At 38.8% G+C, this 24,603-nt stretch carries 24 protein-coding genes, 1 pseudogene and 1 riboswitch; of the genes and pseudogenes, 6 read left to right on the forward strand and 19 right to left on the reverse strand.

The window, feature by feature from the left end:
* The first annotated feature begins 88 nt into the window (after positions 1-88).
* The 4 genes from PL11_RS08985 (at position 89) to msrA (ending at position 3,079) form a co-directional block, all read left to right on the forward strand.
* Positions 89-1,054 (forward strand): LysR family transcriptional regulator, encoded by a 966-nt coding sequence (locus tag PL11_RS08985; protein ID WP_035167184.1) that lies wholly within the window; start codon positions 89-91, stop codon positions 1,052-1,054.
* A 14-nt stretch (positions 1,055-1,068) separates the two neighbouring features.
* On the forward strand, positions 1,069-1,998 hold the full coding sequence (locus PL11_RS08990; RefSeq protein ID WP_035167182.1) for a manganese-dependent inorganic pyrophosphatase: 930 nt from the start codon (positions 1,069-1,071) through the stop codon (positions 1,996-1,998).
* Between the two features lie 111 nt (positions 1,999-2,109).
* Positions 2,110-2,541, forward strand: a complete 432-nt coding sequence (msrB, locus tag PL11_RS08995; protein ID WP_035167180.1) for a peptide-methionine (R)-S-oxide reductase MsrB — start codon at positions 2,110-2,112, stop codon at positions 2,539-2,541.
* 19 nt (positions 2,542-2,560) lie between these two features.
* A complete protein-coding gene (gene msrA / locus PL11_RS09000; RefSeq protein ID WP_035167178.1) occupies positions 2,561-3,079 on the forward strand; it encodes a peptide-methionine (S)-S-oxide reductase MsrA in 519 nt (172 codons plus the stop codon).
* A gap of 45 nt (positions 3,080-3,124) precedes the next feature.
* Here msrA and xerS read toward each other — a convergent pair whose 3' ends face one another.
* The 10 genes and pseudogenes from xerS to PL11_RS09050 all read right to left on the reverse strand — a co-directional run bounded on the left by xerS (position 3,125) and on the right by PL11_RS09050 (position 12,372).
* Positions 3,125-4,216, reverse strand: coding sequence for a tyrosine recombinase XerS (gene xerS, locus PL11_RS09005; RefSeq protein WP_035167177.1), 1,092 nt, complete (start codon positions 4,214-4,216; stop codon positions 3,125-3,127).
* Positions 4,217-4,896: 680 nt separating this feature from the next.
* The gene (locus PL11_RS09010; RefSeq protein ID WP_035167176.1) at positions 4,897-5,847 is read right to left on the reverse strand and encodes a quinone oxidoreductase family protein; all 951 of its coding nucleotides are present in this window, start codon (positions 5,845-5,847) and stop codon (positions 4,897-4,899) included.
* Positions 5,848-5,901: 54 nt separating this feature from the next.
* Complete coding sequence (locus PL11_RS09015; RefSeq protein ID WP_035167175.1) at positions 5,902-6,420, reverse strand: NUDIX domain-containing protein; 519 nt, start codon at positions 6,418-6,420, stop codon at positions 5,902-5,904.
* A 14-nt stretch (positions 6,421-6,434) separates the two neighbouring features.
* On the reverse strand, positions 6,435-7,514 hold the full coding sequence (gene folP / locus PL11_RS09020) for a dihydropteroate synthase (protein WP_418287671.1): 1,080 nt from the start codon (positions 7,512-7,514) through the stop codon (positions 6,435-6,437).
* Positions 7,515-7,528: 14 nt separating this feature from the next.
* Complete coding sequence (locus PL11_RS09025; RefSeq protein ID WP_035167174.1) at positions 7,529-8,815, reverse strand: bifunctional folylpolyglutamate synthase/dihydrofolate synthase; 1,287 nt, start codon at positions 8,813-8,815, stop codon at positions 7,529-7,531.
* Positions 8,799-9,872, reverse strand: coding sequence for a GTP cyclohydrolase I FolE (gene folE, locus PL11_RS09030; RefSeq protein WP_035167172.1), 1,074 nt, complete (start codon positions 9,870-9,872; stop codon positions 8,799-8,801). Before folE ends, PL11_RS09025 begins: the two co-directional genes overlap by 17 nt.
* Positions 9,872-10,219: a dihydroneopterin aldolase gene (gene folB / locus PL11_RS09035; RefSeq protein ID WP_035167170.1), complete on the reverse strand. Its 348-nt coding sequence runs from the start codon at positions 10,217-10,219 to the stop codon at positions 9,872-9,874. Before folB ends, folE begins: the two co-directional genes overlap by 1 nt.
* A 73-nt stretch (positions 10,220-10,292) precedes the next feature.
* Positions 10,293-10,820 (reverse strand): folate family ECF transporter S component, encoded by a 528-nt coding sequence (locus PL11_RS09040; protein WP_035167169.1) that lies wholly within the window; start codon positions 10,818-10,820, stop codon positions 10,293-10,295.
* Positions 10,821-10,879: 59 nt separating this feature from the next.
* Positions 10,880-10,979: riboswitch (THF riboswitch) on the reverse strand.
* Positions 10,980-11,065: 86 nt separating this feature from the next.
* Positions 11,066-11,938, reverse strand: a pseudogene (locus PL11_RS09045) (DegV family protein).
* A 20-nt stretch (positions 11,939-11,958) separates the two neighbouring features.
* Positions 11,959-12,372, reverse strand: a complete 414-nt coding sequence (locus PL11_RS09050) for a MarR family winged helix-turn-helix transcriptional regulator (protein ID WP_035167167.1) — start codon at positions 12,370-12,372, stop codon at positions 11,959-11,961.
* A gap of 115 nt (positions 12,373-12,487) precedes the next feature.
* On the opposite strand from PL11_RS09050, the gene PL11_RS09055 reads away from it, so the two are divergent.
* The gene (locus PL11_RS09055) at positions 12,488-14,197 is read left to right on the forward strand and encodes an NFACT RNA binding domain-containing protein (protein WP_035167165.1); all 1,710 of its coding nucleotides are present in this window, start codon (positions 12,488-12,490) and stop codon (positions 14,195-14,197) included.
* Positions 14,198-14,231: 34 nt separating this feature from the next.
* On the opposite strand, the gene PL11_RS09060 is transcribed toward PL11_RS09055, so the two are convergent.
* The 7 genes from PL11_RS09060 to PL11_RS09090 all read right to left on the reverse strand — a co-directional run bounded on the left by PL11_RS09060 (position 14,232) and on the right by PL11_RS09090 (position 21,864).
* Positions 14,232-16,745 (reverse strand): carbamoyl phosphate synthase preATP-grasp domain-containing protein, encoded by a 2,514-nt coding sequence (locus PL11_RS09060; RefSeq protein ID WP_035167163.1) that lies wholly within the window; start codon positions 16,743-16,745, stop codon positions 14,232-14,234.
* On the reverse strand, positions 16,729-17,820 hold the full coding sequence (locus PL11_RS09065; RefSeq protein ID WP_035167162.1) for a carbamoyl phosphate synthase small subunit: 1,092 nt from the start codon (positions 17,818-17,820) through the stop codon (positions 16,729-16,731). Before PL11_RS09065 ends, PL11_RS09060 begins: the two co-directional genes overlap by 17 nt.
* A 24-nt stretch (positions 17,821-17,844) precedes the next feature.
* Positions 17,845-18,378, reverse strand: coding sequence for a bifunctional pyr operon transcriptional regulator/uracil phosphoribosyltransferase PyrR (gene pyrR / locus PL11_RS09070; RefSeq protein ID WP_035167161.1), 534 nt, complete (start codon positions 18,376-18,378; stop codon positions 17,845-17,847).
* A 65-nt stretch (positions 18,379-18,443) separates the two neighbouring features.
* The gene (locus PL11_RS09075; protein WP_035167159.1) at positions 18,444-19,343 is read right to left on the reverse strand and encodes an RluA family pseudouridine synthase; all 900 of its coding nucleotides are present in this window, start codon (positions 19,341-19,343) and stop codon (positions 18,444-18,446) included.
* A 3-nt stretch (positions 19,344-19,346) separates the two neighbouring features.
* Positions 19,347-19,784 (reverse strand): signal peptidase II, encoded by a 438-nt coding sequence (gene lspA, locus PL11_RS09080; protein WP_035167158.1) that lies wholly within the window; start codon positions 19,782-19,784, stop codon positions 19,347-19,349.
* An 11-nt stretch (positions 19,785-19,795) separates the two neighbouring features.
* Positions 19,796-21,454, reverse strand: a complete 1,659-nt coding sequence (locus tag PL11_RS09085; protein WP_035167157.1) for a formate--tetrahydrofolate ligase — start codon at positions 21,452-21,454, stop codon at positions 19,796-19,798.
* An 11-nt stretch (positions 21,455-21,465) separates the two neighbouring features.
* Complete coding sequence (locus tag PL11_RS09090) at positions 21,466-21,864, reverse strand: EbsA family protein (RefSeq protein ID WP_035167156.1); 399 nt, start codon at positions 21,862-21,864, stop codon at positions 21,466-21,468.
* Positions 21,865-21,898: 34 nt separating this feature from the next.
* Between PL11_RS09090 and PL11_RS09095 the strand changes: the two genes are divergently transcribed.
* The gene (locus PL11_RS09095; protein WP_035167155.1) at positions 21,899-22,285 is read left to right on the forward strand and encodes a ribonuclease HI family protein; all 387 of its coding nucleotides are present in this window, start codon (positions 21,899-21,901) and stop codon (positions 22,283-22,285) included.
* Here PL11_RS09095 and PL11_RS09100 read toward each other — a convergent pair.
* Positions 22,273-23,373 (reverse strand): NAD(P)/FAD-dependent oxidoreductase, encoded by a 1,101-nt coding sequence (locus PL11_RS09100; RefSeq protein WP_035167153.1) that lies wholly within the window; start codon positions 23,371-23,373, stop codon positions 22,273-22,275. The genes PL11_RS09095 and PL11_RS09100 overlap by 13 nt on opposite strands.
* Positions 23,374-23,384: 11 nt before the next feature.
* Positions 23,385-24,518 (reverse strand): THUMP domain-containing class I SAM-dependent RNA methyltransferase, encoded by a 1,134-nt coding sequence (locus PL11_RS09105; RefSeq protein WP_035167151.1) that lies wholly within the window; start codon positions 24,516-24,518, stop codon positions 23,385-23,387.
* Positions 24,519-24,603: the final 85 nt, after the last annotated feature.

Genomic DNA, 24,603 nt, shown 5'->3' on the forward strand with positions numbered 1-24,603 from the left:
CACGAAACGTTTGATTATCTATTAATTTGGCATTATAGTAGTGATAATAAATGTTTATCAAACCAGATTTGATACAAGGAGAGTAAACATGAAAACTACTCAGGAAAACATCTTTTCATCAAAAACTTTGACATATTTTTTGCAATTGTCAGAGACCATGAATTACACACAAGCAGCTCAAATTTTAGGAATTACCCAACCTGCATTAACTCAGCAAATCAAGAAACTTGAACGGACAGTTGGAACTAACTTATTTTACTCTGTTGGTAAAAAGTTGAAGATGTCTGACGCAGGATACATTATGTTAAAGACAACCCATCAGATTTACGATTTGCTTAATCAAGCAACTGATGAGATTCAACAAGCAACAAGTTCAACTACCGGCGACATTAATTTGGGGATTTTGGCTTCCATTGAAACCAAGGTCTTCGAAAAATTTGCGCTTGAGTTGTACAAAGAAAATCCTGATTTAGTAATCAATTTTCATATGCTTACTAGAAAAGAAATTTGGGAAAGTCTTGAAAATAACAAAATTGACTTAGCAATTATGTACTTGCCAGATGAGTCCATTAAGAATTGGAAACCTTACAGTTCTAAGAAAATCATCACTGATGATTTGTGGTTGATTCATCACGATGAGAAAAAGGCTGGCCGTAAAAAGGTTAAGATCAAAAATGCCAATGATCGTGGATGGGTAATGTATCCCACTGAATATTACTTGAATGTTGCTTTAAGAGAAATGTTTAAGAATAACATGGTGGATAGTCCACACGTGCAGGCTAGATTTACGATGCCTGAGCAAATTTTGAACTTTGCGGTACACGCTGGTCTAAATACAGCACTTCCAAAATCATATTTACTCAATGTTGATTTAGATGAGCTTCAAAATAAGGGCTTATATACAGCACAGTTTGACCCCAACATCACTTTTGATTTAGAATTTGTATATCGAAAAAATAAAAACGAGATTCCTCGAATTGGTAGATTCTTAGATAAGTTTGATGAATTCCTAGCTAAGAAGGACTACTTCTCAAGGTTGACTGAAAAAGACTAAGGAGATTTTTGATAATGAGCAAAGAATTAATTTTTGGCCACTCAAATCCAGATACTGATGCAATTGTTGCGGCAAAGGCATACTCATACTTACAAAATAAATTAGGTTATGATACTGAAGCTGTTGCTTTAGGCGAACCAAACCCAGAAACTCAATTTGTTTTGAACTACTTTGATGAAGCAACACCACGTGTAATTAGTGAAGCATCTTCAGAGGTTGACTCAGTTATGCTGGTTGATCACAATGAAGCTCAACAAAGTGTCAGTGATATTGATAAGTTAACGGTAACTCACGTAATTGATCATCACCGAATTGATAACTTCCGTACTGATTTGCCACTTTACTACCGTGCTGAACCAGTTGGATGTACAAGTACTATTTTGACTAAGATGTTTGATGAAAATAAAGTTGAAATTCCTGCTCAACTCGCTGGATTGATGCTTTCAGCAATTGTGTCTGATACATTGCTTTTGAAGTCACCAACAACCACTGATGACGATAAAATTGCTGTAAAAGCCTTAGCAGAAATTGCTGACATTGATGTGGACAAGTATGGTATCGAAATGCTTAAGGCAGGTACTAACACTGACGCTAAGAGTGATCAAGAATTGATCGATTCAGATGCAAAATCATTTGATATGAATGGTAAAAATGTCCGTATCGACCAAATCAATGTTGTTGATTTCGACGATATTCTAAAGCGTAAAGCCGACATCTTAAAGGCAATGGAGACTGAAGCTGGTTCTGAAAATTATGATTTATTCTTAGTTTTAGTAACTAACGTTCTGAATAGTGATTCAAAGATGATCGTCTTTGGGGAACCTAAGGATGCAGTTGAATCAGCATTTAACGGCTCAATCAGTGATGACATGATGAACTTACCAGGGGTTGTTTCAAGAAAGAAGCAAGTTGTCCCACAATTAACAGATGTTTTAAACAAGTAAATAAATTCAAAGGGGTGGCATTTTTTGCGGCCTCTTTTTATTTACTATTTAAAAAATTCCTCTATAATGTAGTTAGTTGTACACAACCTAAATTGTGTTGGAGGTTTGATAATGAATAAAGATGAATTAAAGAACAAGCTAACTGATGAGCAGTACCGAGTTACTCAAGAAGCCGCGACTGAAGCGCCATTTACAGGTAAATATGATGATTTTTATGAAGATGGCATCTATGTTGACGTTGTGTCTGGAGAGCCGCTATTTTCTTCGACTGATAAATACGATGCTGGTTGTGGTTGGCCTTCATTTACCAAACCAATCGATAAACAGGCAGTTAAGAACAATCTGGATTTATCACACGGAATGATTCGCGAAGAAGTTCTCAGTAACCAGGCAGAATCCCACTTAGGCCATGTATTTCCAGATGGACCTGCTGACAAAGGTGGAGTTCGGTTTTGCATCAATTCAGCTGCATTGAAGTTTATCCCCGTTACTGAATTATCTGAGGCGGGATATTCTGATTATGAGGTTTTATTTAAAAAATAAACGTTAGGGAGTAATTAATTTGGAAGATACTGCAATTTTTGCTGGCGGATGTTTTTGGTGCATGGTAAAGCCATTCGACGAAATGCCAGGAATTGATAAAGTTGTCTCAGGATATACAGGAGGCCACGTAGCTAACCCAACTTATGAACAAGTAAGCAGTCACACTACTGGTCATACAGAAGCGGTGAAAATCACCTTCGATCCTGAGAAAATCAGCTACAAAGACTTAGTTAAAATTTATTGGCAGCAAACAGATCCAACTGATGCCATGGGTCAATTCCAAGACCGCGGCGATAATTACCGCCCAGTAATCTTTGTGAAGGATGAAGAACAGCGCAAGATTGCTGAAGAATCAAAAAAAGAACTAGAAGCTAGCGAAATGTTTGATGATCCAATCGTAACTAAGATTGAAGACGTTCAACCATTCTATGATGCTGAAGAAGAACACCAAGAATTTTATAAAAAGAATCCACTTCGTTTCCAAATGGAAGAGCAAGGTGGGCGTGAACAATTTAAGCAAACGCATTGGAATGACTAGCAATTAATAAAAACCACAGTATTTGACAAAAATACTGTGGTTTTTTTAGTTGTTATCTTTGTGTAGTTCGTTCAAAGCGGCACGTTGCTTTGTATCGACAATGTGTGTATATAAACTGGTTGCCTTAGTTGACGACTGACCTAACTGAGTGGCTACTAGCCGCTCGTTATGAGTTTGCAAGTATAGTTTTGAGGCTAACGTGTGACGTAGCTTGTGCGGCGTTATTCTCACACTGTTGAAGGCCTGCGAGTATTTGCCGACCAAAAGCTCAACTGTTGCGGTTGAAATTCGCCTAGGTCCCTGTGCCCCTTTTGTTAAAAAAAGGGCAGGGGTGCTTTCGTTAGCTTCATATCGGGATTTACGGACTTGTAAGTATGGAGTGATATAGGGAGTTACCCAGTTAGCAATCGGAACGGCGTCCCATTTACCACCTTTACGCCGAACAGAAATCGTGTTGTTAGTTAAACTCAAGTCCTTTAAATTTGAATTTGTAAGTTCAGACACGCGAATTCCAGTTCCAAGCAGCAATGCATTGATAGCAACGTCGCGTTCACAATCACGTTCATACATTTTCAGAATTCGCTTACCGGTGATTTGCTTGGGATATTCAGTTTTAATAAATTCAAGATAATTAACGTCTGTATCGCCAAGCATCAGCTTATCCTTAATGTTATTAGCACGCGTCTGGTAGGTTTCACTATCAGGTACTAAGCTGATTTTCTTCATGACGTTTCGATAAAAATAAGGCTCGCCGTCATAATTTTCTGATTCTTCAGTTAAGAACCTAAATAAAGCAGATAATGCGTTCAGTGATCGGTTGACGGTGCTGTGTGACAGGGTTGCTTGGCTCTTAGTCGTTGATTGCTTGCTTCGGTTCAGCAGAAAAGACTTATATAGCTCCATGTCTTGTTTTTTTAAATGTTCCAATTCTGCAAGGCTTACATCTTTTGGATTCTTAGCAGCGGTGATACCAGTATCAATCAACCAATTGAAGAAGCGGGTGAATTCATTTAGATACTGATAAAGAGTAGCTGGCGATAATGGAATTGTAGACTTTTCTATGTAATAGTCATTAACAAAATTAGGAAGTTTAGAAATTATTTGTTCATTATGTCTTATGTAATCATTTTTACGCATATTATAAAACTCCTAAAAAGTGAATTTTTGGTGGGGGTTCTTTTGATAAATTATTATAACTTAATAAAACTTATATTTTACTAAGTTTCATTATATCAAAGAATCTCCGGGTAGCAAATAGCAAAAAGGCGGTTTTGTGGCTCAGTGTTTCGCACCTAAATTAGTATCATGTTGTTTCCTTTCGCAAAAGAATACATATTAAACTGATCCAAAACAGTTCTTCGATACCAAAAAACCGTCAGAACAGGCTTTTGAGCAATTCTTATTTATTACCAAAAGAATGCGTTATATACGCGCATTCTAAGACAGTTTTTAACTGATCAGCAGCTAGTTATCCATTAACTTGAAGAATGTAATTTGGAATTCATTTCATTGCTTGGTCTGAAATGTATCGGCAACTGTTTTTAAGGTTTGACCACTGATAAACGTAACTTGCTTAAGTCAATGATAAAGAATAAAACAATTGCAGGAATAACAACCATTAGTTAGATTATTAGATTAATGGTTGTAAAACTGGCTTACTGATACTACCACCATGATTTATTAGTTTTAGCACTACTTCGTATAATATATATTATGTAAAGTAAAATTTAAAAATTAACATTTCACCAATTTTTTAGCTCCCCACTATTTTTTGGCAATAAATAAAAACCCGAATCAATTTGCGATTCGGGAATTTTTTATATAAGAATTACTGGCAGACCTGGTGCATTCCAAGCTTCAGAAATTTCATCAAGCTTAAATTTATTTACGTCTAGTTCAAGTTTTCCTGCTACGGCATACCTGAACAATTTTGGTAATTCTGTTTGCAAATACTTCTCAAATTCAATTGGTTCGAAACTACCAATTCCTGAACCAATCAAAGCTAAATCACGGCTTCTAAACAGCTGTGATGAAATATTTATATCTGGACCAGCCATTTGGCCGATTGTAATGAATTTTAACGGTCTAGCTAACTGTATCTGACCTAAAGCGCTTAGTATCATCTCTGCAGGTTTACCCCAAAGATAATCAACAACTATGCTAATTGGATACTGGTCGTAAATCTTTTTTATTTGTTGAGTGATTTCTGCCTCAGAATCTGAAAGTACTACAATTTCATCGGCACCAATTTTCTTGAGGCTTTCTAGTTTATCAGCGTTCCGACCAGTAGCAATGACCTTGCTTGCACCACGGTACTTGGCCATCTGGACTGCCATTGTTCCCGTTGATCCGGTAGCACCATTTACTAGCACCACGTCGCCTTCAGAAATGTTTCCCCTAACTGTCAGTGCCACATCAGAACCCATTAACACGTTTGGCATAGCGGCAGCGATTGCTGGATCTAACTCAGCTGGAACATCGACTAAACGATTTTTATCTACGATTGCCTTTTCTGCCATCATTCCAGATAAGCCCATTGAGAACACCAATTTACCCTCATCGGTTTTGGCAACTCCGTCCATTCCCATTACCGCTGGCAACGGGTCAAAATTTGTGTAGTGCTTACCGGCAGCTTTACCAATATCTAATCGTTTAATTGAAGACGCAACCGGATTTACAATGATTTGTTGGGCATTGGTTGTCTTAGGATCTTTATAATCCAGGTATTCTGGAACTTTACCATATTCAGTTAAAACTGCTGCTTTCAATTAATTCACCCCATTAATTTAATGTCAAAATGCTATCATTTTGATTTCTACAAGTCAATTATAGTACATAGCAAAGTATGGTTGAAATTCCAACGGCGCTTCTTTTTTTGTCAGCATAAACACTGGGAGCTCAGCTACATCATCCGCATTAAAATTTGACTGAAAAGTAAACCTTAAATCAATGTGCTGGTGATCTGCCTCGCCTTTAACTGGATTGGCAGGAATATTGATAACATTAACGTCAATCAATAGCGGTTTAGATATGGCATAAAACCCTGTTTCTTCATGGAATTCACGAATGGCACAGTCAATTGGGAGCTCTGTTGGTTCTACGTGTCCCGCCGGAAGTAAAATCGTGTGCAGGTAGGGATGCCTAATAAAAACGGCTTGCCCTTTACTTAAGATAAATGCGCTGGCAGACAAGTGAACCCCTGACTTTCGATTACGCAGACTTGATGAGTCAGACTGATCAAGAAGACGTGTGACTTGCTCCAATTTGCCTGCTGACAGCCACGGATAATCCGTATCTGCTAATGCCGCTATTTGAGAAATAAGTTGCTCTTTGAAGTCCATCTTAGTCACCGACTTTAATCAAGAGCTGCTTTTAGCAGCTCAAATGTTTTGGTCATCATGGCGGTTTCCTTTACGTCATGAACCCTAATTATCCGCCCACCAAGAACGGACATTAGTGATTCAAATAACAGCGTTGGCAGCAATCGATCATCTGCTGAATCAAGGTCAAACAGTCTGCTGGCAAAGCTCTTTCGGGAAATAGCAATCATGATTGGTACATTGAATCTGGTCATCTGTTTGGTGTATTTCATCTTAATCAAATCAAACTCTAACGTATTATGATCAGAAAAGCCGACACCTGGGTCTAAAACAATGTTTTCTGGTTTAATTCCTGTTGCTAGTAAATCTTCCAAGTTTTGGTCAAAAAAGTTATCCATTGTTTTGATAAGTGTCTCAGCTTGTTCGTTAAAGTTTCTGCCATTGAACATGCTGACAACTGCTGGTTGATACTCTTTTACCAAATCGAGTTTCGATTTCGAATTAAAGCCATCGATGTCATTAATAATTTGAATTCCATCATCGAGGGCTAATTTAATTACCTCCGGAGTATTTGAGTCAATCGCCAGCACAATGTCTGGAAAATTGGCATGGATTTCCTTAAGGTATGGAGCTAATCGTGACCATTCTGCTTCGGGACTAATATCGTCAAAATGAGGTTTAGATGATTTTCCACCTACTTCGAACACCTGCGCTCCAGCTTCTTGTTCAGATTCAATTCTTTTCAGTACTCCACTAATCGAGTTGTTGACGCCCCCATCGTAAAAAGAATCGGGAGTTAAATTCAGGATGGAATAAATCAAAGGTTGCGTCGTAATGTCAAAATCAAAACCTCGGCCGCTGAAATGAATTTCCGTTTCAAAAACCAATTGTTTTAATGTATCTACTGAAGATGATGATAGTTCAGTTTGTAGATCTTTCAATAACGAAGAAAGCATATCCCTTTGAATTTCTATGGACATTTTGCGACTATTTGCATCATACAACTTGTTAGTTGCATATTCCAAATTACTGACCTTGTTGACTTCTTCCTCTGTTGCTAAAAAAACTATTTTCAATTTATTCCTTAATGCTGAGTTAACTGATTTGACATTGATAGGTTCCAAGACTTTCACTCTCCTGTTAGTCTTTCCCTTATGGGATTAATAAGATAGAATGAGCCGACAACAAAAATTACGGCATCTGGTATTTCAGATGTTGCCTGTTCGATTGCGAAATCTAGTGCTTTGATTGGGCCCGAAAAGTTGGGATATGTTATCCCGGTTTCCCTATAAAACACCTCATCCAATCGCTTTGAATTAAGTTCTCTAGATTCATTTCGCGGATTGGTAATGATAAAACGGGTGTTTTTAAGTTTAAGCAACTCAGAAACGGCAGTTTTAAAATCTTTGTCCTTTAAAAAGCCATTTATGATAATTTTTGGTTGATCTGAATAGTTATCTGCGACAGTCTTTACGAAAGCCCCAACCCCATCTGGATTGTGAGCTGCGTCTAAAATAATTGCTGGGTTTTTAGTTACTAGTTCAAATCTTCCAGGAATGGACAAGTTATTTCCCAAAGCACTGCTGACGGCTGTTGCGATTTTTTCTTCTGAAATCGTCAGGCGATTCTTAAAATTAGATAGCCAGCACAAAACTGTGTTTAGGTTTTCTTGTTCATAGCTAGCCTTTAAACCGAATTCAAATTCTTGATTTAAAAACGAAAATTTACCATTGGAAACTGTAGTTTGGTGTTGATCTGCATCAATCAAATCGGCTTGTTTGATTTTAGCTTCACCTTGGATGACTTTTTTAGTTATCATCTGCTGATTGGGAGCCATAATAGTAGTGTTTTGGGGCCTAATAATTTTGGACTTTGTGGTCGCAATTTCAGCTAGACTGTCACCTAGAATCCCCAAGTGATCCAGACTGATCTTGGTGAAAATTGAATACATAGTTGTGGTGACTGCATTAGTAGCATCCAATTCTCCTCCTAAACCGCATTCTAAGACAACATAATTAACTTTGGCCTCAGCAAACACCATCATGGAAATTATAAAATCAGCTTCAAATTTTGATAGCTGATCGTCGTTAAAATCAGCGGTACTCATAAGCTGTCCTAATTGAGCCACCTTTGTCTGGTACTCTATCATCGAAATGCGAGTCATATTAACCCGAATGGTGTCAGTAACGTTCCCAATCGCGGGACTAGTGAACAGACCGGCGGCAATTCCTAATTCTTTTAAAATGTTTGCAATCATAATCGCGGTGGAACCTTTGCCATTGGTTCCACAAACGTGAATAATTTTAAATTTCATATCAGGGTGATCAAGAGCCGCTAATACCCGTTTTAATAATGAAATCCGGTCACCTTCGTCATATAAGAACTCAGCAAATTTTGAATTATAAGTTTTGGTCATTTAAATCACCGATTGAATTTAAGAACTCAGCTTGTAAGTTACTGTCTTCTTTGAAAAGGCCGGAAAAGCTAAAGGTTCTGGTCGAGGAATCCGTTTTTTTAACTCCCCGCATTTCAACGCACATGTGGCGAGCATCAACCACCACTGCAACTCCCTGTGGATTCAGAATTTTGTTTAACTGGGTAGCAATATCATCAGTTACCTTTTCTTGAAGGCCGAGTTTGTGAGTAACAAAGTCAACTAGACGAGGAATCTTACTTAGGCCAATGATTTTTCCATTTGTAGGAATATAAGCAACGTGAGCTTTTCCAAAGAATGGCATCATGTGATGTTCACACATTGAATAAAACGGAATATTCCGCATCATAATCATTTTTGAACTGTCAGGGTTTTCAGAGTCAAATAATTTATAGTCCTGAAACTTTTCTTGACCAGTAGTACTAAAGATTTCCGCATACATTCGTTGAACGCGGTCAGGGGTTTCCAACAGTCCTGCACGATCTGGATCCTCACCAATATTGGCCAAAATTGTCCGCACACTTTGCATGATTTCTTGATCTCCCCGTTTGTTTTGTTTAATCAACTTAATGGATTGATCTGAGGCGGATAATTCAGTGATTCGTTGCTTAATCGTATCGTTAAGATTAAAGTCAGCTGGCAAAACTTCTAGACTTGGAACCAACACAAATAAACGGTTGAATGCTTCTGGATGTGGAACAACCAGATCACTATCTGAAATTGTCTGGTCACCCCAAAAAACAATATCTATATCAATAGTCCTGGGTCCCCAATGAATGTCGCGGGTTCTATGCAGGTCCGCTTCAATTTGATGAATTTTAGCTAATAATTTTTCAGGTTCATAGTTAGTGGCAACGTTAATGGCAACGTTAATAAAGTTTTTTTGTTCAACATTGCCAACTGGACTAGTTTCGTAAAAGTTTGACGTGTTTACCAACATATTCTGTGGATCACTACTTATGGCAGTGATTGCTCGGTTAATGTTAAATTCTCGATTACCAATGTTGCTGCCTAGGCTGAGTATTACGTTAGTTTGCATTATTCTGTTACCTCAATTTCTACATTATCGAAAACTCCATCAACCGGTAAGTTGATTTTTCTGATCCTAACGGTCAATCGGGTGATTCTGTTATCAATTTGTTTAATCTTGGAGATGATTTTATCTGCGAGCGTCTCAAGTAATTTATCATTACTCTTATCAATAATTCGCTTAATAGTTGGATAAAAGTCAGCATAGCTTACCGTACTATTGAGATCGTCGTTTTCTGGTTTTGCATTAATCTCGGCTATCAAATCAATTTGCAACGGTTGGCCAACAACCCTTTCCTCAGGGAGAACCCCAATATGACTGTGGAATTGCATATTATTAACGGTAATTTTATACATAAATATTCTCCTAATCGTCCAAAATGAGTTTATGCCAAAAAACGGCCCTAACCGCTTGTGGTCTGTGCCGTTGTTAGATTAACTTTTCTTTTAACTTGTTAAACTGTGGTGAGTTTAACAAGAAGTAAATGATGATAATTTGAATTGGTGTTGTAACGACCTCTTTAAGGATACGGGTCATTAAAAATGTCACGTAAGGTGTCTGATACATTAATGATATCCATAGCGTGTTTAACACTAAATTAACAACTAACATAATCAGAAGTTGTGATATGACTATTCGCTTTATAGATGGTTTATGACCATATAGAAACCATCCATAAACGATGGCACCTAAAATTGCGGACAGCGTAAATCCCGGGTTGTAAACTTGGCCAGAGACCAGCGTACCAATAACATCTGTTAATCCAGCCATGGCAGCTGACCATACAGGTCCATAGAGATAGCTAGCAATCACTACAATAACAAACCCAAAACCAAGTTGGATTGTTTTGGTACCAACAGTAAATCGGTCTACAATCAGGCCGAGCGCCATAAGGATTCCCAACACGGTCACGTCGAGAGTTCTTAGTTTCTGAAACCTAAATGGTACTGTGTTCATAATAATGACATCTCCTAAAAGGAGCTCACCAATATTTAGAAAGTCGGATACTAAATACTAATGGTGAATGCGAATATAGCACCGCAAGTGAAGTTCACTTTTCGTTCGGAGTTCACATTCCGTTCCTCCGACACTTAACGCGATATATCCTACCCCAAAAATTTTATTTCACGAATAATTATAGCATAGAAAACAAAAACAATCACAAACTTTATTTAAAAAGTGAATGTGATTGTTCGTGTTTATTATAATTCGTCTTTTTCGAAATCTCTTAGCCAAGCCAAAGCCAAAGACTTATCACCTAAGTGAGTACCAATACTTGGGCCAAAATAACTACGTTCAATTGGCATATCGGGATATTGTTCGTGAATGGTTTTTGCCTATTCCTCACCAGCTTTTGGATCATCGCCATCAATAATTAATCCTCGGAGAGGATATTCTGCATTAGCTTTCGCTTCAGCAAACTTGGCTTCTACTCTTTTTAAGGCTTTTTTTCGAGAGCGAATTTTTTCAATTGCGACGATTTCATGACTATCATCATCAAAAGTCAATAAAGGCTTAATTTTCAGTAACCCGCCAATAAAGGCCGATGCATTTGAAAGGCGACCTCCACGAACGAGGTTTTGCAAATCGTCTACGACAAACAATTCATCGAACGTTGCTCTCAAACCATCCAGGTAATTTATAATTTCTTCTGGGGTGCGGTCTAGAGCTGCCATTTTACTAGCTTGAATTGCTAGGTAACCCATTAATTTAACGGTGATTTGGGAATCATAAGGGATGACCTTGATTCGCTCAATTGTTGGAGCAATACTGACTAGTGAATTATACATACCTGATATTGTGCTAGCCAAATGAATGCTGATCACAGTGTCGTATCCCTTATCAGCAAGCGAGTTATAAACATTGATCATTTCCCCTACAGGAGCTTGCGAAGTGCTTGGAAACGACTTTGAGGTAGTAAGTTTGTCGTAAAATTCTTCGGTTGTTATATCCTGTCCTTCGTGATATTCCCGACCATCAATAATAACTGGCATTGGGACTACCGTAATGTTGTATTTTTCTGCTTCCTCTTCAGAAAGGTAAGAAGTACTATCTGTTACAATTGCAATTTTCATATTCACCCGTCCAATTTGTTTTAAATTCGGCCGATACTGTTATCTAACCGGTTAATCAAGATTTTCATTAGTCGTAATTCTTCCTCAGTCCAATGCGTAAAGATTCGCTGCTTGATGTCCACTAATCCTGCCGTTATCCGTAAATTAATGGAATTTCCCCGTTCTGTCACTGAGTACTTGAGCTGGCGCCTATCTGGGCCAATCGTTACCTTGGTTACCATCTCTTTGGTAACTAGTCGCTTTAACTGGCGCGACAAAGTAGATATATCAAGATTTGTTACATTTGCTAACTTTTCTTGAGTATCGTGACCCGCAATAATTTGTTGGAGGAGACGCCATTCGGACATTGTTAAGTTATCCTGTTTAACCAGTTTACCAGATTTTTCAAGATATGCATTGGCAGAATCAAGTAATCCGTCAATTATTTCTTTCATATTGGCCCTCCTCAATACTTTATAAATCTAAAACGAGTATTATCCCTTTCGTTAGCCCCCTATCATAGGATATACTAAAGGGTGCAGTTTTTATGCGTAGAAAGGGAGTGAAACTATGTCATTTGATGGTTCATTCACACATTCAATGGAAAAAGAGTTAACGTCCCTTTTAGCAACGGGAAGGGTTAGCAAAATCAATCAACCTTATCCAAATGAAATGTTGTTGACAATCAGAGCTCATAGTAAAAACCGAACAGTACTATTATCTGCAAATCCCAGTTATGCTCGGGTGCAGATAACCAAAATTCCGGCGGCAAATCCAGCCGTTCCAAATAACTTCACTATGGTGATGAGAAAGCATCTTAGTGGAGCAATTCTCAACTCGGTAAACCAACTAGACAACGACCGTGTTCTCCAGTTTCACTTTTCTGGTCGTAACGAAATTGGTGACCAAACTTCACTAATGCTGGTAATCGAAATAATGGCTCGCCATAGTAACGTTATCTTAGTTGACGAAAACACCAACAAAGTTATCGATGCAATTAAACGAGTTGGTTCAGACGTTAATCGATATCGGACACTACTTCCTGGTTCAACTTATGTGAACCCACCGAAGCAAGATTTACTAAATCCATTTGAGCTTACTAATTTTGAGATGATTCAAAAAATTGTGGCTCAATACCCAAACGTTGATGTTTTGGCTGAACAACTAAGAAAAACATTACAGGGACTTGGTAACGATACATCCTTGGCATTAGCAACTAGCTTGCATAAAACAGGAAGTTTAGAAGATAACTTTAAAGCATTCTTCAAGCAATTTGATAACCCAATCCCAGTCCTAAGCGAACTTGCTAATAACAAAATCAATTTTACCGCATTTCCATACCCGGATACAATTGAAAATCAAAAATATGATACGTTAAGTGAATTATTGGATGCTTTCTATGAAACTAAAGCACAACGTGACCGGGTTCGTGAGCAAGGGTCAGTTTTAATTGCTGTTGTTCGAAAGCAGTTAAAGAAGAATCGCACTAAATTAAAAAAACTTGATAAGGATTTAGCTCAGACTGAACACGCTGACACGTTTAGGATCAAAGGTGAAATTTTGACCACCTACCTTAATCAAATCCAGCGAGGAAGTTCAGAGATTGAGCTACCTAACTTTTATGATGAAAACCGGCCTATCAAAATCAGTTTGACTAACAGTATCTCCCCTTCAGAGAATGCTCAAAAATACTTTAAAAAGTATCAAAAGCTAAAAAATGCGGTTAAGTATTTAGATGAACAAATAGTTCTCACCCAATCAGAAGTTGACTATTTCGAAAGTATTCAAAGTCAAATTGAACTTGCAAATCCAGAAGATCTGGTTGATATTCGGTTGGAGCTTGAGCAAGAAGGCTATCTTAAAAACCATGATCAGCACAAGAAAGCTAAGAAAAACCGGCAAAAAATCAACAAACCCGAGCGATATGTCTCTACTGACGGTACTGAGATACTGGTTGGAAAAAATAATCTTCAAAACGAGAAATTGACTATGCATACGGCTGACAAGCGGGAAACCTGGCTTCACACCAAAAACATTCCCGGTTCTCACGTAATTATTCGTAGTTTTGACCCGAGTGAAGAAACTATTTTGGAAGCAGCAAATCTAGCTGCTTACTTCTCAAAAGCTCAACATTCAACTAAGGTGCCTGTTGATTATACCCGGGTTAAAAACATTCGTAAGCCGAACGGAACTAAGCCTGGGTTTGTAATTTACGATAATCAGACAACCTTGTTGGTTGACCCTGATGAGACCAAAGTAAAGAAATTAAAGAGCAAATAAAAAATCCTGCCTCTAAATTGTGAGGCGGGATTTTTTAGTCATTTCTATTCTCAAAGTTTTTATAACTGATTCGGGCACCTGATTCTTGAGCGATAGTTCCGTCTGTCAGTCGCGATTGTAACGCTTCAAATGGGAATACCGCATTAAGGTACGCAAACCGCTTATGAGTGAAGGAATGGAGTTCATCTTGAATAAACGAAGTGCTAACTACACCAAGATGTTTTCTGACCAAAACTGAGATCCAGTCAATTCCGGTAACTTTGCTTAGGAAAGTGGTTTCAGTAATAGTAATTGGTCGAATTCCGATTAAATTAAACTTATTATCTGCCTTATTGAAAAGAACTTGAACCAACCCCTGCCAGTCATTGGGATTAACTTCGTTGATTGCTAAGTTAACCAAATCAGCAGAATCTTGTTTCCAATTAGTCATTGGAATTTGCAATTGCGTTAAGAATTTCAGCTGGTTTTTTCCTTGGGGATTTGAAAAGCTAACCGTAGTAATTGGCATGACCTGATCACCATCAATAAATAAATCAACCGCATCTGAAGCAATTGTGTCATTGAATAGTGAATTCTTTTGATCTGGCGGTAAAACGACTACATTTAAATCCTCAAACTTTTTTAGTTGGTTGGACAAAAAGTGACGATTTCCGGGCAGAAAAATAATGTCTGGCTTTTCAAGCTCAATAATATTTAATATATTCCCCAGTTGAATTGGCTCAATGTATTGTTTATCGCTAATACTTGGAGTTAGCGAAACGGCATTAGGGTTAGTGTTCATAATAATCGTTTTGTAGCCTGACTTCCGTAATTGAATCAGGATTTGTGAGGTGTAGTAGTCTGATCCGGTGTTTGGACCTAACTGGTTACCACCTCGACCAATAACTAATGCAACTTTTTCGTCAACGAAGGGATGACTTTCATTTTCAGTTTCGTAACTCGAATAAAAAATGTTGGTATTTTCAACTAGTTCCCCGCCGGTTGGTTCAACCTCTTTAAACGTTACTTTATGGCTAACGTTTCGGTTCATTCTTAAAATGGTTGAAATACTAACGTTCCAAAGTTCTGCAAGCATTCCGTCACCAAATCCGTACTTATGGCCAATTTCAATCGATTGTTCCGATAATGGGTGATTGCTTACATAGTCTTGGGCCTTCAATAATTGATTCAATTTGTAGAAATAAAATTTATCAATCTTTGTTAGTTCGGACAATTCATCAATTGAAAATCCACGTCGTAAGGCTTCCATCAAAATCAGCATCCGACTTGCAAGTGGATGGATTAATTGGTTGATCAATTCATCATCGTTAACTTTTGAAACACTCGGTAAAACATCACGAGGAGACAATTGCGAACTGTGGAGAGCTTTAATGATTGCCTCCTCAACAGTTCTCCCAACTCCAATTGTCGATCCAACTGATTTCATAATTGTATTCAAATGTTGGTCAACGTCCTCAATATCCTCAAAGGGCCATATTGGGACTCTAACCACGATGTGATCGGTTGTTGGTTCCATTATTCCCATGAACTTGTTGTATCGACCAGGAAGCTTAATTTCGGTTAGAGAGTAACCCAATTCTAAGAATGTTGAAACATAAGAGATTGGGTATCCCGTCACCTTCGCAGCAAGAGCTGTGTTCCTTGTAAAGTAAGGGCTAACTTTCGTAACAAAATGGCTGTTTTCCATCCGGTGCTGGGCAAATTGAACGTGACAAGTTCCAGTAATGTTAAGAGCGTCCATAATCTTAAATGTGGCAGTTCTTAATTTCTGATACTCCTCATTCAACAATGTTTGTGTTGGTGCAAAAATGATTGAATCGCCAGAGTGAATACCAATTGGATCCATATCTTCTAATCCGGAAATTAGCATCTTGTTTCCCTGGTTATCTCGGATTCCGACCATCTCAATTTCCTTATAGCCAACAATACTTTGCTCAATCGAACAACGCTTTATGTATGTTCGCTTAAAACTTACCTCCAACGCTTCATCCAGTTCCTCTGAATTGTTGCAAATAAATCTACTGGTATCATGATTTGTGGAAATTGGCTTAACAATCACTGGGAAATCAACTTTTCTAACAAAGTCCATTGCCTCATCTTCGTTAGCAACAATTACCGATTCGATAGTTCGTTCATTGATGTCAGTCAAAGTCCGTTTTAGTTCAACATTTTCAACTATCTTCGCTAGGTTGGCATCGCGAACACCCACTAACGTGATGTTATTGTCTTCCAATACGCCACTTTCGAATAATTGCCACGCAATTTGTAATGCTTTAAGTCCACCAATCGTCGGTAGGATAGCATCTGGATGTTCCTTTTCAATTACGTTAACAACATTTTTAAAATTAATTTCAGAAACGAATACATCTGCTGGCTGAATTTCTTCAGCAGTCACTGAAAAAGGGTTATTGTCTATCAACAAAACCTTAGCACCCGTTTTTCTGAGAGCAGCTAACCGCTCGAAACTAGAGGCATCAAATTCATTTTCGATACCAACGTTCGTAGGGCCGCTTCCGATAATCAGAATTTTTTTAATATCTAAAGGCATTGTTTTCCCTTCTTCTGGCCATGAATTCCATGAAGTCATCAAATAAGTCTGCACTATCTTTTGGCCCAGGAGCACCATCTGGAGAAAATTGCACTGAAAAGGCTGGATAGTCTCGGTGACGTAATCCTTGAATGGTACCATTAATCAAATCAAGGTGTGTGATGTAAAGGTTATCATGGTCGATTGACTTTGGATCAACAGCGTATCCCTGCTCTTGACCTGAATAAAAAATTTCGTTAGTAATTATTTCTCTTATTGGATGGTTGCTACCATGATGTTCAATCGGCATTTTTTCAATTTTGGCGCCGTTTGCCATCGCAAACAATTCATGACCAAGGCCAATTGCAAACAAGGGTACTGATTGCTGGACCTCCTGAATCATGTCAAGTACGCCATCAGCCAAACTTTCCGGATTACCTGGACCTGTTGATAGAACAACACCATCTGGATCAAGATCCAAAATCATTTCACTTGAGAAACTTGATGGAACAACAGTGATGTTACAGTTACGTTTGGATAGCTCACGTAAAATCCCACTTTTAAGCCCAAAATCGACAACAATTACGTTGTCCCCATCTCCAGGATTAGCATATGGCCGCGAAGTAGCCACTTGAGATACCTGTTGATTAGTCAAAACAGTCGCATGAAGTTGATCAAAGGCGTGTTCATCATCAACGTCAACGATGCTGGCCTTCATGTTACCAGCTCGATGTAAGTGATGGACAAGTTCCCTAGTGTCCAAATCATAAATGCCAGGAATTCTGTGTAACTTTAAATACCGATCCAATGAAATTCGCTTAAATTGGTCGGTGGCTAAGTTTTCATACTCACGAACAATCACTCCCTTGGCCGTTGGAAGCACTGATTCATAAGCATTTTGTGCCAAACCAGTGTTTCCAATTGATGGTTGAGTGAATACAATAATTTGGTTGTGATAAATTTGGTTAGAAATTATTTCTTGGTAACCATTCATCGTGGAGTTAACTACAATTTCTCCGGTAGTTGTTGAAGCAGCACCAAATGCCTTCCCACGATAAGAAGTGCCGTCTTCAAGAATTAAATACCTGTCTGTCATATCCACGCCCCATTTACGAAAAAATTATTTAGTGATTTCGACTGCGTCCCTGTCGTCGATTTCTTCAACCAAGACACGAATCTTTTCTTTTTGTGAACTGGGGATGTTTTTGCCAACAAAATCTGCTCTGATCGGCAATTCTCTGTGGCCACGGTCAACTAAAACCGCAAGATTTATTGACTTGGGTCTACCAAGATCCATTACCGCACTAAGGGCTGCTCTGACAGTTCGGCCAGTATACAATACATCATCCACAAGGATCACCCGTTTATTTTCAACTGAAAAGTCCACGCCATTATTTGCAATTCTAACGTCAGCACTCATTGAGTCATGCTCAATGTCGTCACGGTAGTTGGTGATATCTAATTCACCAACTGGGATCGTTACATTTTCTAGTTGTTGTAGGCGATTAGCAATTCTGGTTGCTAAGAAAATCCCCCGGGTTTTAATTCCCACAAGGACTAAATCGTCTACCCCTTTGTTGCGTTCAACGATTTCATAAGTAATCCGGGTAAGTGCCCGCTGCATTGCCATTTTGTCTAAGATTGTTTTCCCCATTTTATTTGCTCCTTAAAAGAAATAGTTCTAGATTCAGAATATTTGTGATAAATGCTATTGTCAAGTTAGATCTCAGTCGGAGCCAACTTGGCTAATTGATTTTTAAAGTACTCTGGTAACGGTGATGAAAAAATCATTAGTTCACCAGTTTTAGGGTGCTCAAACCCTAACTCTTGAGCGTGTAAAAATTGACCGTTATTACCGTAAACCTTTTTAGGGCCGTACAAAGGGTCACCCACCAGAGAATGGCCAATGTACTTGAAATGAACGCGAATCTGGTGAGTTCGGCCCGTTTCTAATCTGCATTCTACTAATGTGAAGTTTTCAAACCGCTTAATTACAGAAAAATGGGTAATGGCATCTCGGCCGTCGCTCACAATCGCCTGTTTTTTGCGGTCAGTTTTTGAACGACCAATTGGGGCGTTGATTGACCCAGAATCTTCGTCAATGACCCCGTAAACTAATGCGACATATTTACGAAGATTTTTCTTCTCCTTTAGCTGTTTAGACAGCTCAGTGTGAGCATTGTCATTCTTGGCAACCATCAATAAACCAGACGTGTCCTTGTCAATTCTGTGAACGATTCCAGGCCTAAATTCACCATTAATGGTTGAGAGTGGACTATGAGCCAGCAGACCGTTTACTAATGTGTGACTCTCATGACCAGCCGCTGGATGAACTACCATTCCTGAAGGCTTATTGACAACAATCACATCGTCATCTTCATAGACAATATCTAAACTCATCTCTTCAGGGGTCAAATCAATTTCTCGCGGTTCTTCATTTTGAATCACGATGGTGTCACCAGAACTAACCTTATACTTAGGCTTCACCACTTCGCCGTTGACCGTTACATTACCCTCATCCGTGAGTTTCTTAGCTCGGGAACGCGAGATGCTTTGATCAATCTCAGAAATGACCTTATCAATTCGTCCAGATTCATCTGTTACGTGTAATTCTTTCATTTGTTAATCCTTTATTATTGTAATTGCCAGAATTAAAATTCCGAACGTTAAAAACATATCTGCACAGTTAAAAATTGGAAAGTTTATAAAATCCAATTGGAACATATCGACAACGTGCCCCTGAAAGATTCTGTCAATCACGTTTCCAAGTGCGCCCGCCAAAAGAAGTGACAGACTAAACTGATACAAAAAATGTCCCCGGAACTTGAACATGTAGTAAATAATGGCCAGCGCAGCAACTAAGGCAATGACCACGAATAACCACTGTTGCCCAGACAACATACTCCATGCTGCTCCAGTGTTGTTCAATCTGGTTATGGACAAAAGCCCGTCAATTACTGGATTGACTTGGCCTAAATGTAAATTAGCAACTACGAGATGCTTTACCAGTTGATCAATACAAATCAGTAAAGCACTCAGCAAAATATAGACAAATGGCATGTTATTCCTTTCTAGAATAGCCCAGTTATTTTTCCTTGATCATCGATATCCATATTTAGTGCAGCTGGATGTGATGGCAAGCCAGGCATAGTTAAAATTTTACCGGTTAAGGCAACTATGAATCCAGCCCCTGAACGAATTTCCAATTCAGAAACATGAATCGTGAAGTCAACTGGTGCTCCTAATTCTTTAGGATTATCAGTAAATGAGTACTGAGTCTTTGCCATACAAACAGGTAGTTTGTCGTAGCCAAGCTTCTTAATCTTTTTTAGTTGGGTTTTAGCTTTGCTTGAAAGTTCGACGTTTGCACCGCCATAAACTTTAGTGACAATTTTTTGCATCTTGGTTTCAATATCATCATCAGAATCGTAAACCGGGGTAAAATTGTTTGGTTGTTCAACCGCATCAATTACTCCCTTAGCCAAATCAATTGCTCCTTTGCCACCCTTTTCAAAGTTTTCAGAAACGTAAGTTGGTAAATTTAAATTGTCTTTGATTAATTTGGTTAATAAGGTAACTTCATTCTCGGTATCAGTCCCAAATTTATTGATAGTGACTAAGACAGGAACTTGGAAGTTACGCATTGACTTGACGTGTCTGAAGAGGTTAACCGCCCCTGTTTCCAATGCGTGCAAGTCTTCCGTAGCTAATTCCTTTTTGTTTTGACCACCATTTAACTTTAATGCTCTTATTGTAGCAACAACCACAACACAGTCGGGATTTTTACCAAGCTTTGGAGTAACGATATCCATGAACTTTTCTGCACCTAAGTCTGAGCCAAAGCCTGCTTCAGTCAGTGCAATGTCTCCATAATGCATTGCAGCTTTGGTTGCTAAAATACTGTTACATCCATGAGCAATGTTGGCAAATGGACCACCGTGAATAAAAGCTGGTGTGTGCTCGATTGTTTGCACTAGATTTGGCTTGATAGCATCCTTTAATAGCAATGCTAAAGCACCCTGGACCTTTAAATCTTTTACATAAACGGGTTTGCGGTCATACGTATAACCAATTAAAATGTTTGAAATTCGGTCTTTCAGATCAGTTAAATCTGTCGATAAACAGAGGATTGCCATTAGTTCACTGGCTACAGTAATATCAAAGCCATCTTGGCGAGGAACACCAGAGGTGCGTCCACCAAGTCCAATCACAGTCTGTCGAAGTTCCCGATCATTTACGTCAAGTACTCGTTTCCACTCGATTTGTCGAGGGTCAATGTTGAGCTCATTGCCATGATGGATGTGATTGTCAATAAGCGCCGCTAAAGTATTATGAGCTTCAGTTAAAGCGTGAAAATCACCGGTAAAGTGAAGGTTGATGTCTTCCATTGGGACAACTTGAGAGTAGCCACCACCTGTGGCACCACCCTTCATTCCCATAACTGGTCCCAAAGAAGGCTCTCTAAGTGCAAGAACCGCATTTTTGCCAAGTTCATTAAGGGCATCGCCCAACCCAACAGTCAAGGTAGTTTTCCCCTCACCGGCAGCAGTCGGGTTGATTGACGTTACTAAAACGAGTTTTCCTTGATTTTTATCAACATCTGACAAGGAAACTTTTGCTTTGTAATGTCCATATTGTTCTAAATTGGCATCATCAATTCCAATTTTTTCAGCAACCTCATTAATGGGACTTAATTCAACAGCTTGGGAAATCTCAACATCACTTTTCAACTGAATTCCTCCTAATGATTTTTCTGTTCACTTTCTATCAGTGTTTTGATCTCAATCACCGAATTTTGGGGCAAAATAAAGCTATAAATCTTTCCTTTGGCAACAAACCCTAACTGATACTTAGCAGTTTTTACATTGGAAATTTCACTTACGTCAGTGACTAGCCAACGAGGGTTGATAATTCGACCAACACTTAACACTCCATCTTCGATCTGAATCTTGCGAAAATGAATCTCCGCCCAGCAAATAAATGCAAACATTGCGAAGAAAAATAACGTGATCCATTGAAAATGAGTGATTTCTAGCCAAATAATTACCCCAATGAAGAACACTACTAAAGTCCAACTCCAACAAATAATGCTACTAAGTGGACTGGGCTGATATAAAAATCGTCTTTTTTGCGTTATCATAACTTTAAAACTCCTTAGAAAGTGACACCATACTATGATTAAACTATATACTGACGCTGCCGTAAACCAAAAATCGAAAAAAAGCGCTGCTGGATTGCTAATTGTTCGAAATTCACAGCAAAAACAACTGACAGAGCCACTAAAAATTACGGATAATCACGCTGCTGAGTTTGAAGCGGCCATTTTGGGCCACCAAAAAATTCTGCCTAATGTGGATGGTGAATTGGTATTTTTTTATACTGATAGTAAGATTGTTGCGGATGCGGTACACAAGCAGTACGCAAAGCATTACCAAGAATATGTAGATCGCTTAGTAGCCTTGCAATCACAGTTAGGAACCGTAATTACTGAGTGGATACCTGACAAAGATAATAAAGGAGCCCATAACTTAGCATTACAGGCTCTCCATCATTTAGAGTAAATATAGTTTGATACTGGTTTAGTGAGTAAATCGAGATCAGCTGGTGGGGTTTGAGAACTAATCCAATCAGAAATTAATTTTCCAATAATCGGCCCCGTTGTTAAGCCTGATGAACCTAAACCACCGGCAACATACATGTTAGCAGTCAGTTCACCAAAGAATGGTGCAAAGTCTGATGTATAACCTCTAGTTCCAATTCTGACTCCTAAACGTTCAGCACTCTTCAATTCAGTAACAAACTTAGTACCACTATTTAGTAAATTATTAATTTCAGTATTAGTGGGAGTTAGATCAAAGCCTTCGTCGTTTTCATGAGTCGCCCCAATGGTTACGATTCCGTCTTTAAATGGAATGATATCATTTTCTGATTCAGGCATCATCACTGGCATTTCGTCAGTTACCTGATTTGAAATTCGCATATCAACTAACTGGCCCTTTTGAGGGCGAATATCGACATGATAATTAAGCGGTTCTAGTAACTGCTTAAGAAAAGCCCCTGGACTTAGTACCAAGTTTGAGAATACAAATTGATCAGACTTAGTTCGTACTGTATTTTCATTAACCAAGCTTACTTGTTCATTAACTAATTTTAGGCCGTTGTTTTTAGCATGGAAAAGAAGTTTTTCAACCAAACCTTCACCGTTAATTTTTGCACCACCTGATACATAAATGCCAGATTCATCACAGCTCACAATGGGCATAAGGTCAGTGATTTCCGCGGCAGATACCTTTCTAACCTCTCCAATTGCTGAAGTTGTTTTAGCTCGTGATTTCGCTAAATCATATAACTCATCGACGGCTTGGGCATCTTTTCGGGTAACAATCGTACCGGTCTGCTCGTATACGCTTTTATCTAAATCTGCATCGTGCACCAATTGTTCGTAAAATTCAGCTCCAGATTGAGCTAAGCTGTACCAGCGCTTATTTCTACGTTTCGATAACCATGGAGAAATAATTCCAGACGCTGCCTTTGTGGCTTGACCGCGGCCGGAATCAAATAAGGTGACCTGTAAATCAGGCTGTTTAGTTAAATAAAAGGCAGCAGTGGCGCCAATGATTCCACCACCGATAATTCCAACTGTCCTCATGTTATCCTCCACTAATGTCTTGGTTTTCTCTCAGCCCAGAATTGGAAGTAATCTGTTCTCAAGGCACCGTTGTAAAGTTTTCGCTTCTTGGTAGCCTTTTGACCATAATACTTTTCGAATTCTAGATCTGAAGTAATAAAGTATTTTGACCAGTCTGTTAATGGGCCGAAAGCCTGCCCCATTTGGCGGTAAAGTTGATGAACCTGTTCCTGTTCGCTCATTCGTTCACCATATGGGGGATTGCCAATCATCACTCCATCGTGTAAATCAGTCTTAAAATCAGCAACAGCAACCTGTTTGAATTGAATGTCTTGGGTTAAGCCAACCTCTCGGGCGTTAGTTTTAGCGATATCAATCATGGAACCATCAATATCAGATGCATGAATTTCTAATGGGCTATCATAATCTGCAAGGCCATCTGCCCTGTCTCGTTCGTCCTCAATCAACTCATTGTCGATAAATCCAAACTGTTCAAATGCAAATTCGCGGTTAAATCCAGGAGCTAGATTACGGGCAATCATTGTTGCTTCAATAGGAATTGTCCCTGAACCACAGAACGGATCCCAAAATGGCATATCTTTGTGCCAATTTGTAAGCAGGATCAATGCCGCAGCTAGGTTTTCCTTCAATGGAGCATTTCCCTTTTCAACTCTGTATCCCCGTTTAAACAACGATGAACCGGTAGTGTCCAAAGTGAGAATTACGTGGTCCTTATTAATTGCAACTTCCAGAGGGTACTTTGACCCTGTTTCAGGTAATCTGGTGTGACGGTGGTAAACGTTTGATAATGAATTAACAATGGCTTTTTTTACAATTGCTTGCACGTCAGGCACACTGTGAAGCGTCGACTTCTGAGACTTGCCTTCCACTGGAAATGCCGCATCCATTGGTAAATATTGTTCCCAGGGAATTGATGTCGTTTGATCAAATAATTCTGTAAATGACTTGGCATCAAACTCGTCGACGATAATCTTGACGCGGTCAGCTACCCGCAACCAGAGGTTAGTTCTTACGATATCCCTTTCTTCTCCAGAAAAACGTACCCGGCCGTTTTCAGTTTGGACTGAGTAACCCAAATCTTTTAATTCATTAGCCACAAGCGATTCAACTCCTGCAGCACAAGTAGCGATTAAATTGAATTTCATATTGTATATCTCAATTCTTTTTTTTATATTTTTAGGTAATAAAAAAGTGGGAGCAAGCTCCCACAAATTCCTGAATGGTGTAGAT

The organism is Lentilactobacillus curieae (assembly GCF_000785105.2).
GTDB lineage: Bacteria > Bacillota > Bacilli > Lactobacillales > Lactobacillaceae > Lentilactobacillus > Lentilactobacillus curieae.

Coding starts and splice junctions, on each gene's coding strand:
- PL11_RS09015 (WP_035167175.1), bottom strand. CDS start 6,420: ATGGACTTCAAAGAGCAACTTATTTCTCAAATAGCGGCATTAGCAGAT.
- PL11_RS09050 (WP_035167167.1), bottom strand. CDS start 12,372: ATGAAAGAAATAATTGACGGATTACTTGATTCTGCCAATGCATATCTT.
- folB (WP_035167170.1), bottom strand. CDS start 10,219: ATGTATAAAATTACCGTTAATAATATGCAATTCCACAGTCATATTGGG.
- PL11_RS09095 (WP_035167155.1), top strand. CDS start 21,899: ATGATTAAACTATATACTGACGCTGCCGTAAACCAAAAATCGAAAAAA.
- PL11_RS09090 (WP_035167156.1), bottom strand. CDS start 21,864: ATGATAACGCAAAAAAGACGATTTTTATATCAGCCCAGTCCACTTAGT.
- PL11_RS09060 (WP_035167163.1), bottom strand. CDS start 16,745: ATGCCTTTAGATATTAAAAAAATTCTGATTATCGGAAGCGGCCCTACG.
- PL11_RS09025 (WP_035167174.1), bottom strand. CDS start 8,815: ATGACCAAAACTTATAATTCAAAATTTGCTGAGTTCTTATATGACGAA.
- lspA (WP_035167158.1), bottom strand. CDS start 19,784: ATGCCATTTGTCTATATTTTGCTGAGTGCTTTACTGATTTGTATTGAT.
- PL11_RS09040 (WP_035167169.1), bottom strand. CDS start 10,820: ATGAACACAGTACCATTTAGGTTTCAGAAACTAAGAACTCTCGACGTG.
- PL11_RS09100 (WP_035167153.1), bottom strand. CDS start 23,373: ATGAGGACAGTTGGAATTATCGGTGGTGGAATCATTGGCGCCACTGCT.
- PL11_RS09105 (WP_035167151.1), bottom strand. CDS start 24,518: ATGAAATTCAATTTAATCGCTACTTGTGCTGCAGGAGTTGAATCGCTT.
- xerS (WP_035167177.1), bottom strand. CDS start 4,216: ATGCGTAAAAATGATTACATAAGACATAATGAACAAATAATTTCTAAA.
- PL11_RS09055 (WP_035167165.1), top strand. CDS start 12,488: ATGTCATTTGATGGTTCATTCACACATTCAATGGAAAAAGAGTTAACG.
- folE (WP_035167172.1), bottom strand. CDS start 9,872: ATGCAAACTAACGTAATACTCAGCCTAGGCAGCAACATTGGTAATCGA.
- PL11_RS09075 (WP_035167159.1), bottom strand. CDS start 19,343: ATGAAAGAATTACACGTAACAGATGAATCTGGACGAATTGATAAGGTC.
- PL11_RS08990 (WP_035167182.1), top strand. CDS start 1,069: ATGAGCAAAGAATTAATTTTTGGCCACTCAAATCCAGATACTGATGCA.
- pyrR (WP_035167161.1), bottom strand. CDS start 18,378: ATGGGGAAAACAATCTTAGACAAAATGGCAATGCAGCGGGCACTTACC.
- msrB (WP_035167180.1), top strand. CDS start 2,110: ATGAATAAAGATGAATTAAAGAACAAGCTAACTGATGAGCAGTACCGA.
- PL11_RS09065 (WP_035167162.1), bottom strand. CDS start 17,820: ATGACAGACAGGTATTTAATTCTTGAAGACGGCACTTCTTATCGTGGG.
- PL11_RS08985 (WP_035167184.1), top strand. CDS start 89: ATGAAAACTACTCAGGAAAACATCTTTTCATCAAAAACTTTGACATAT.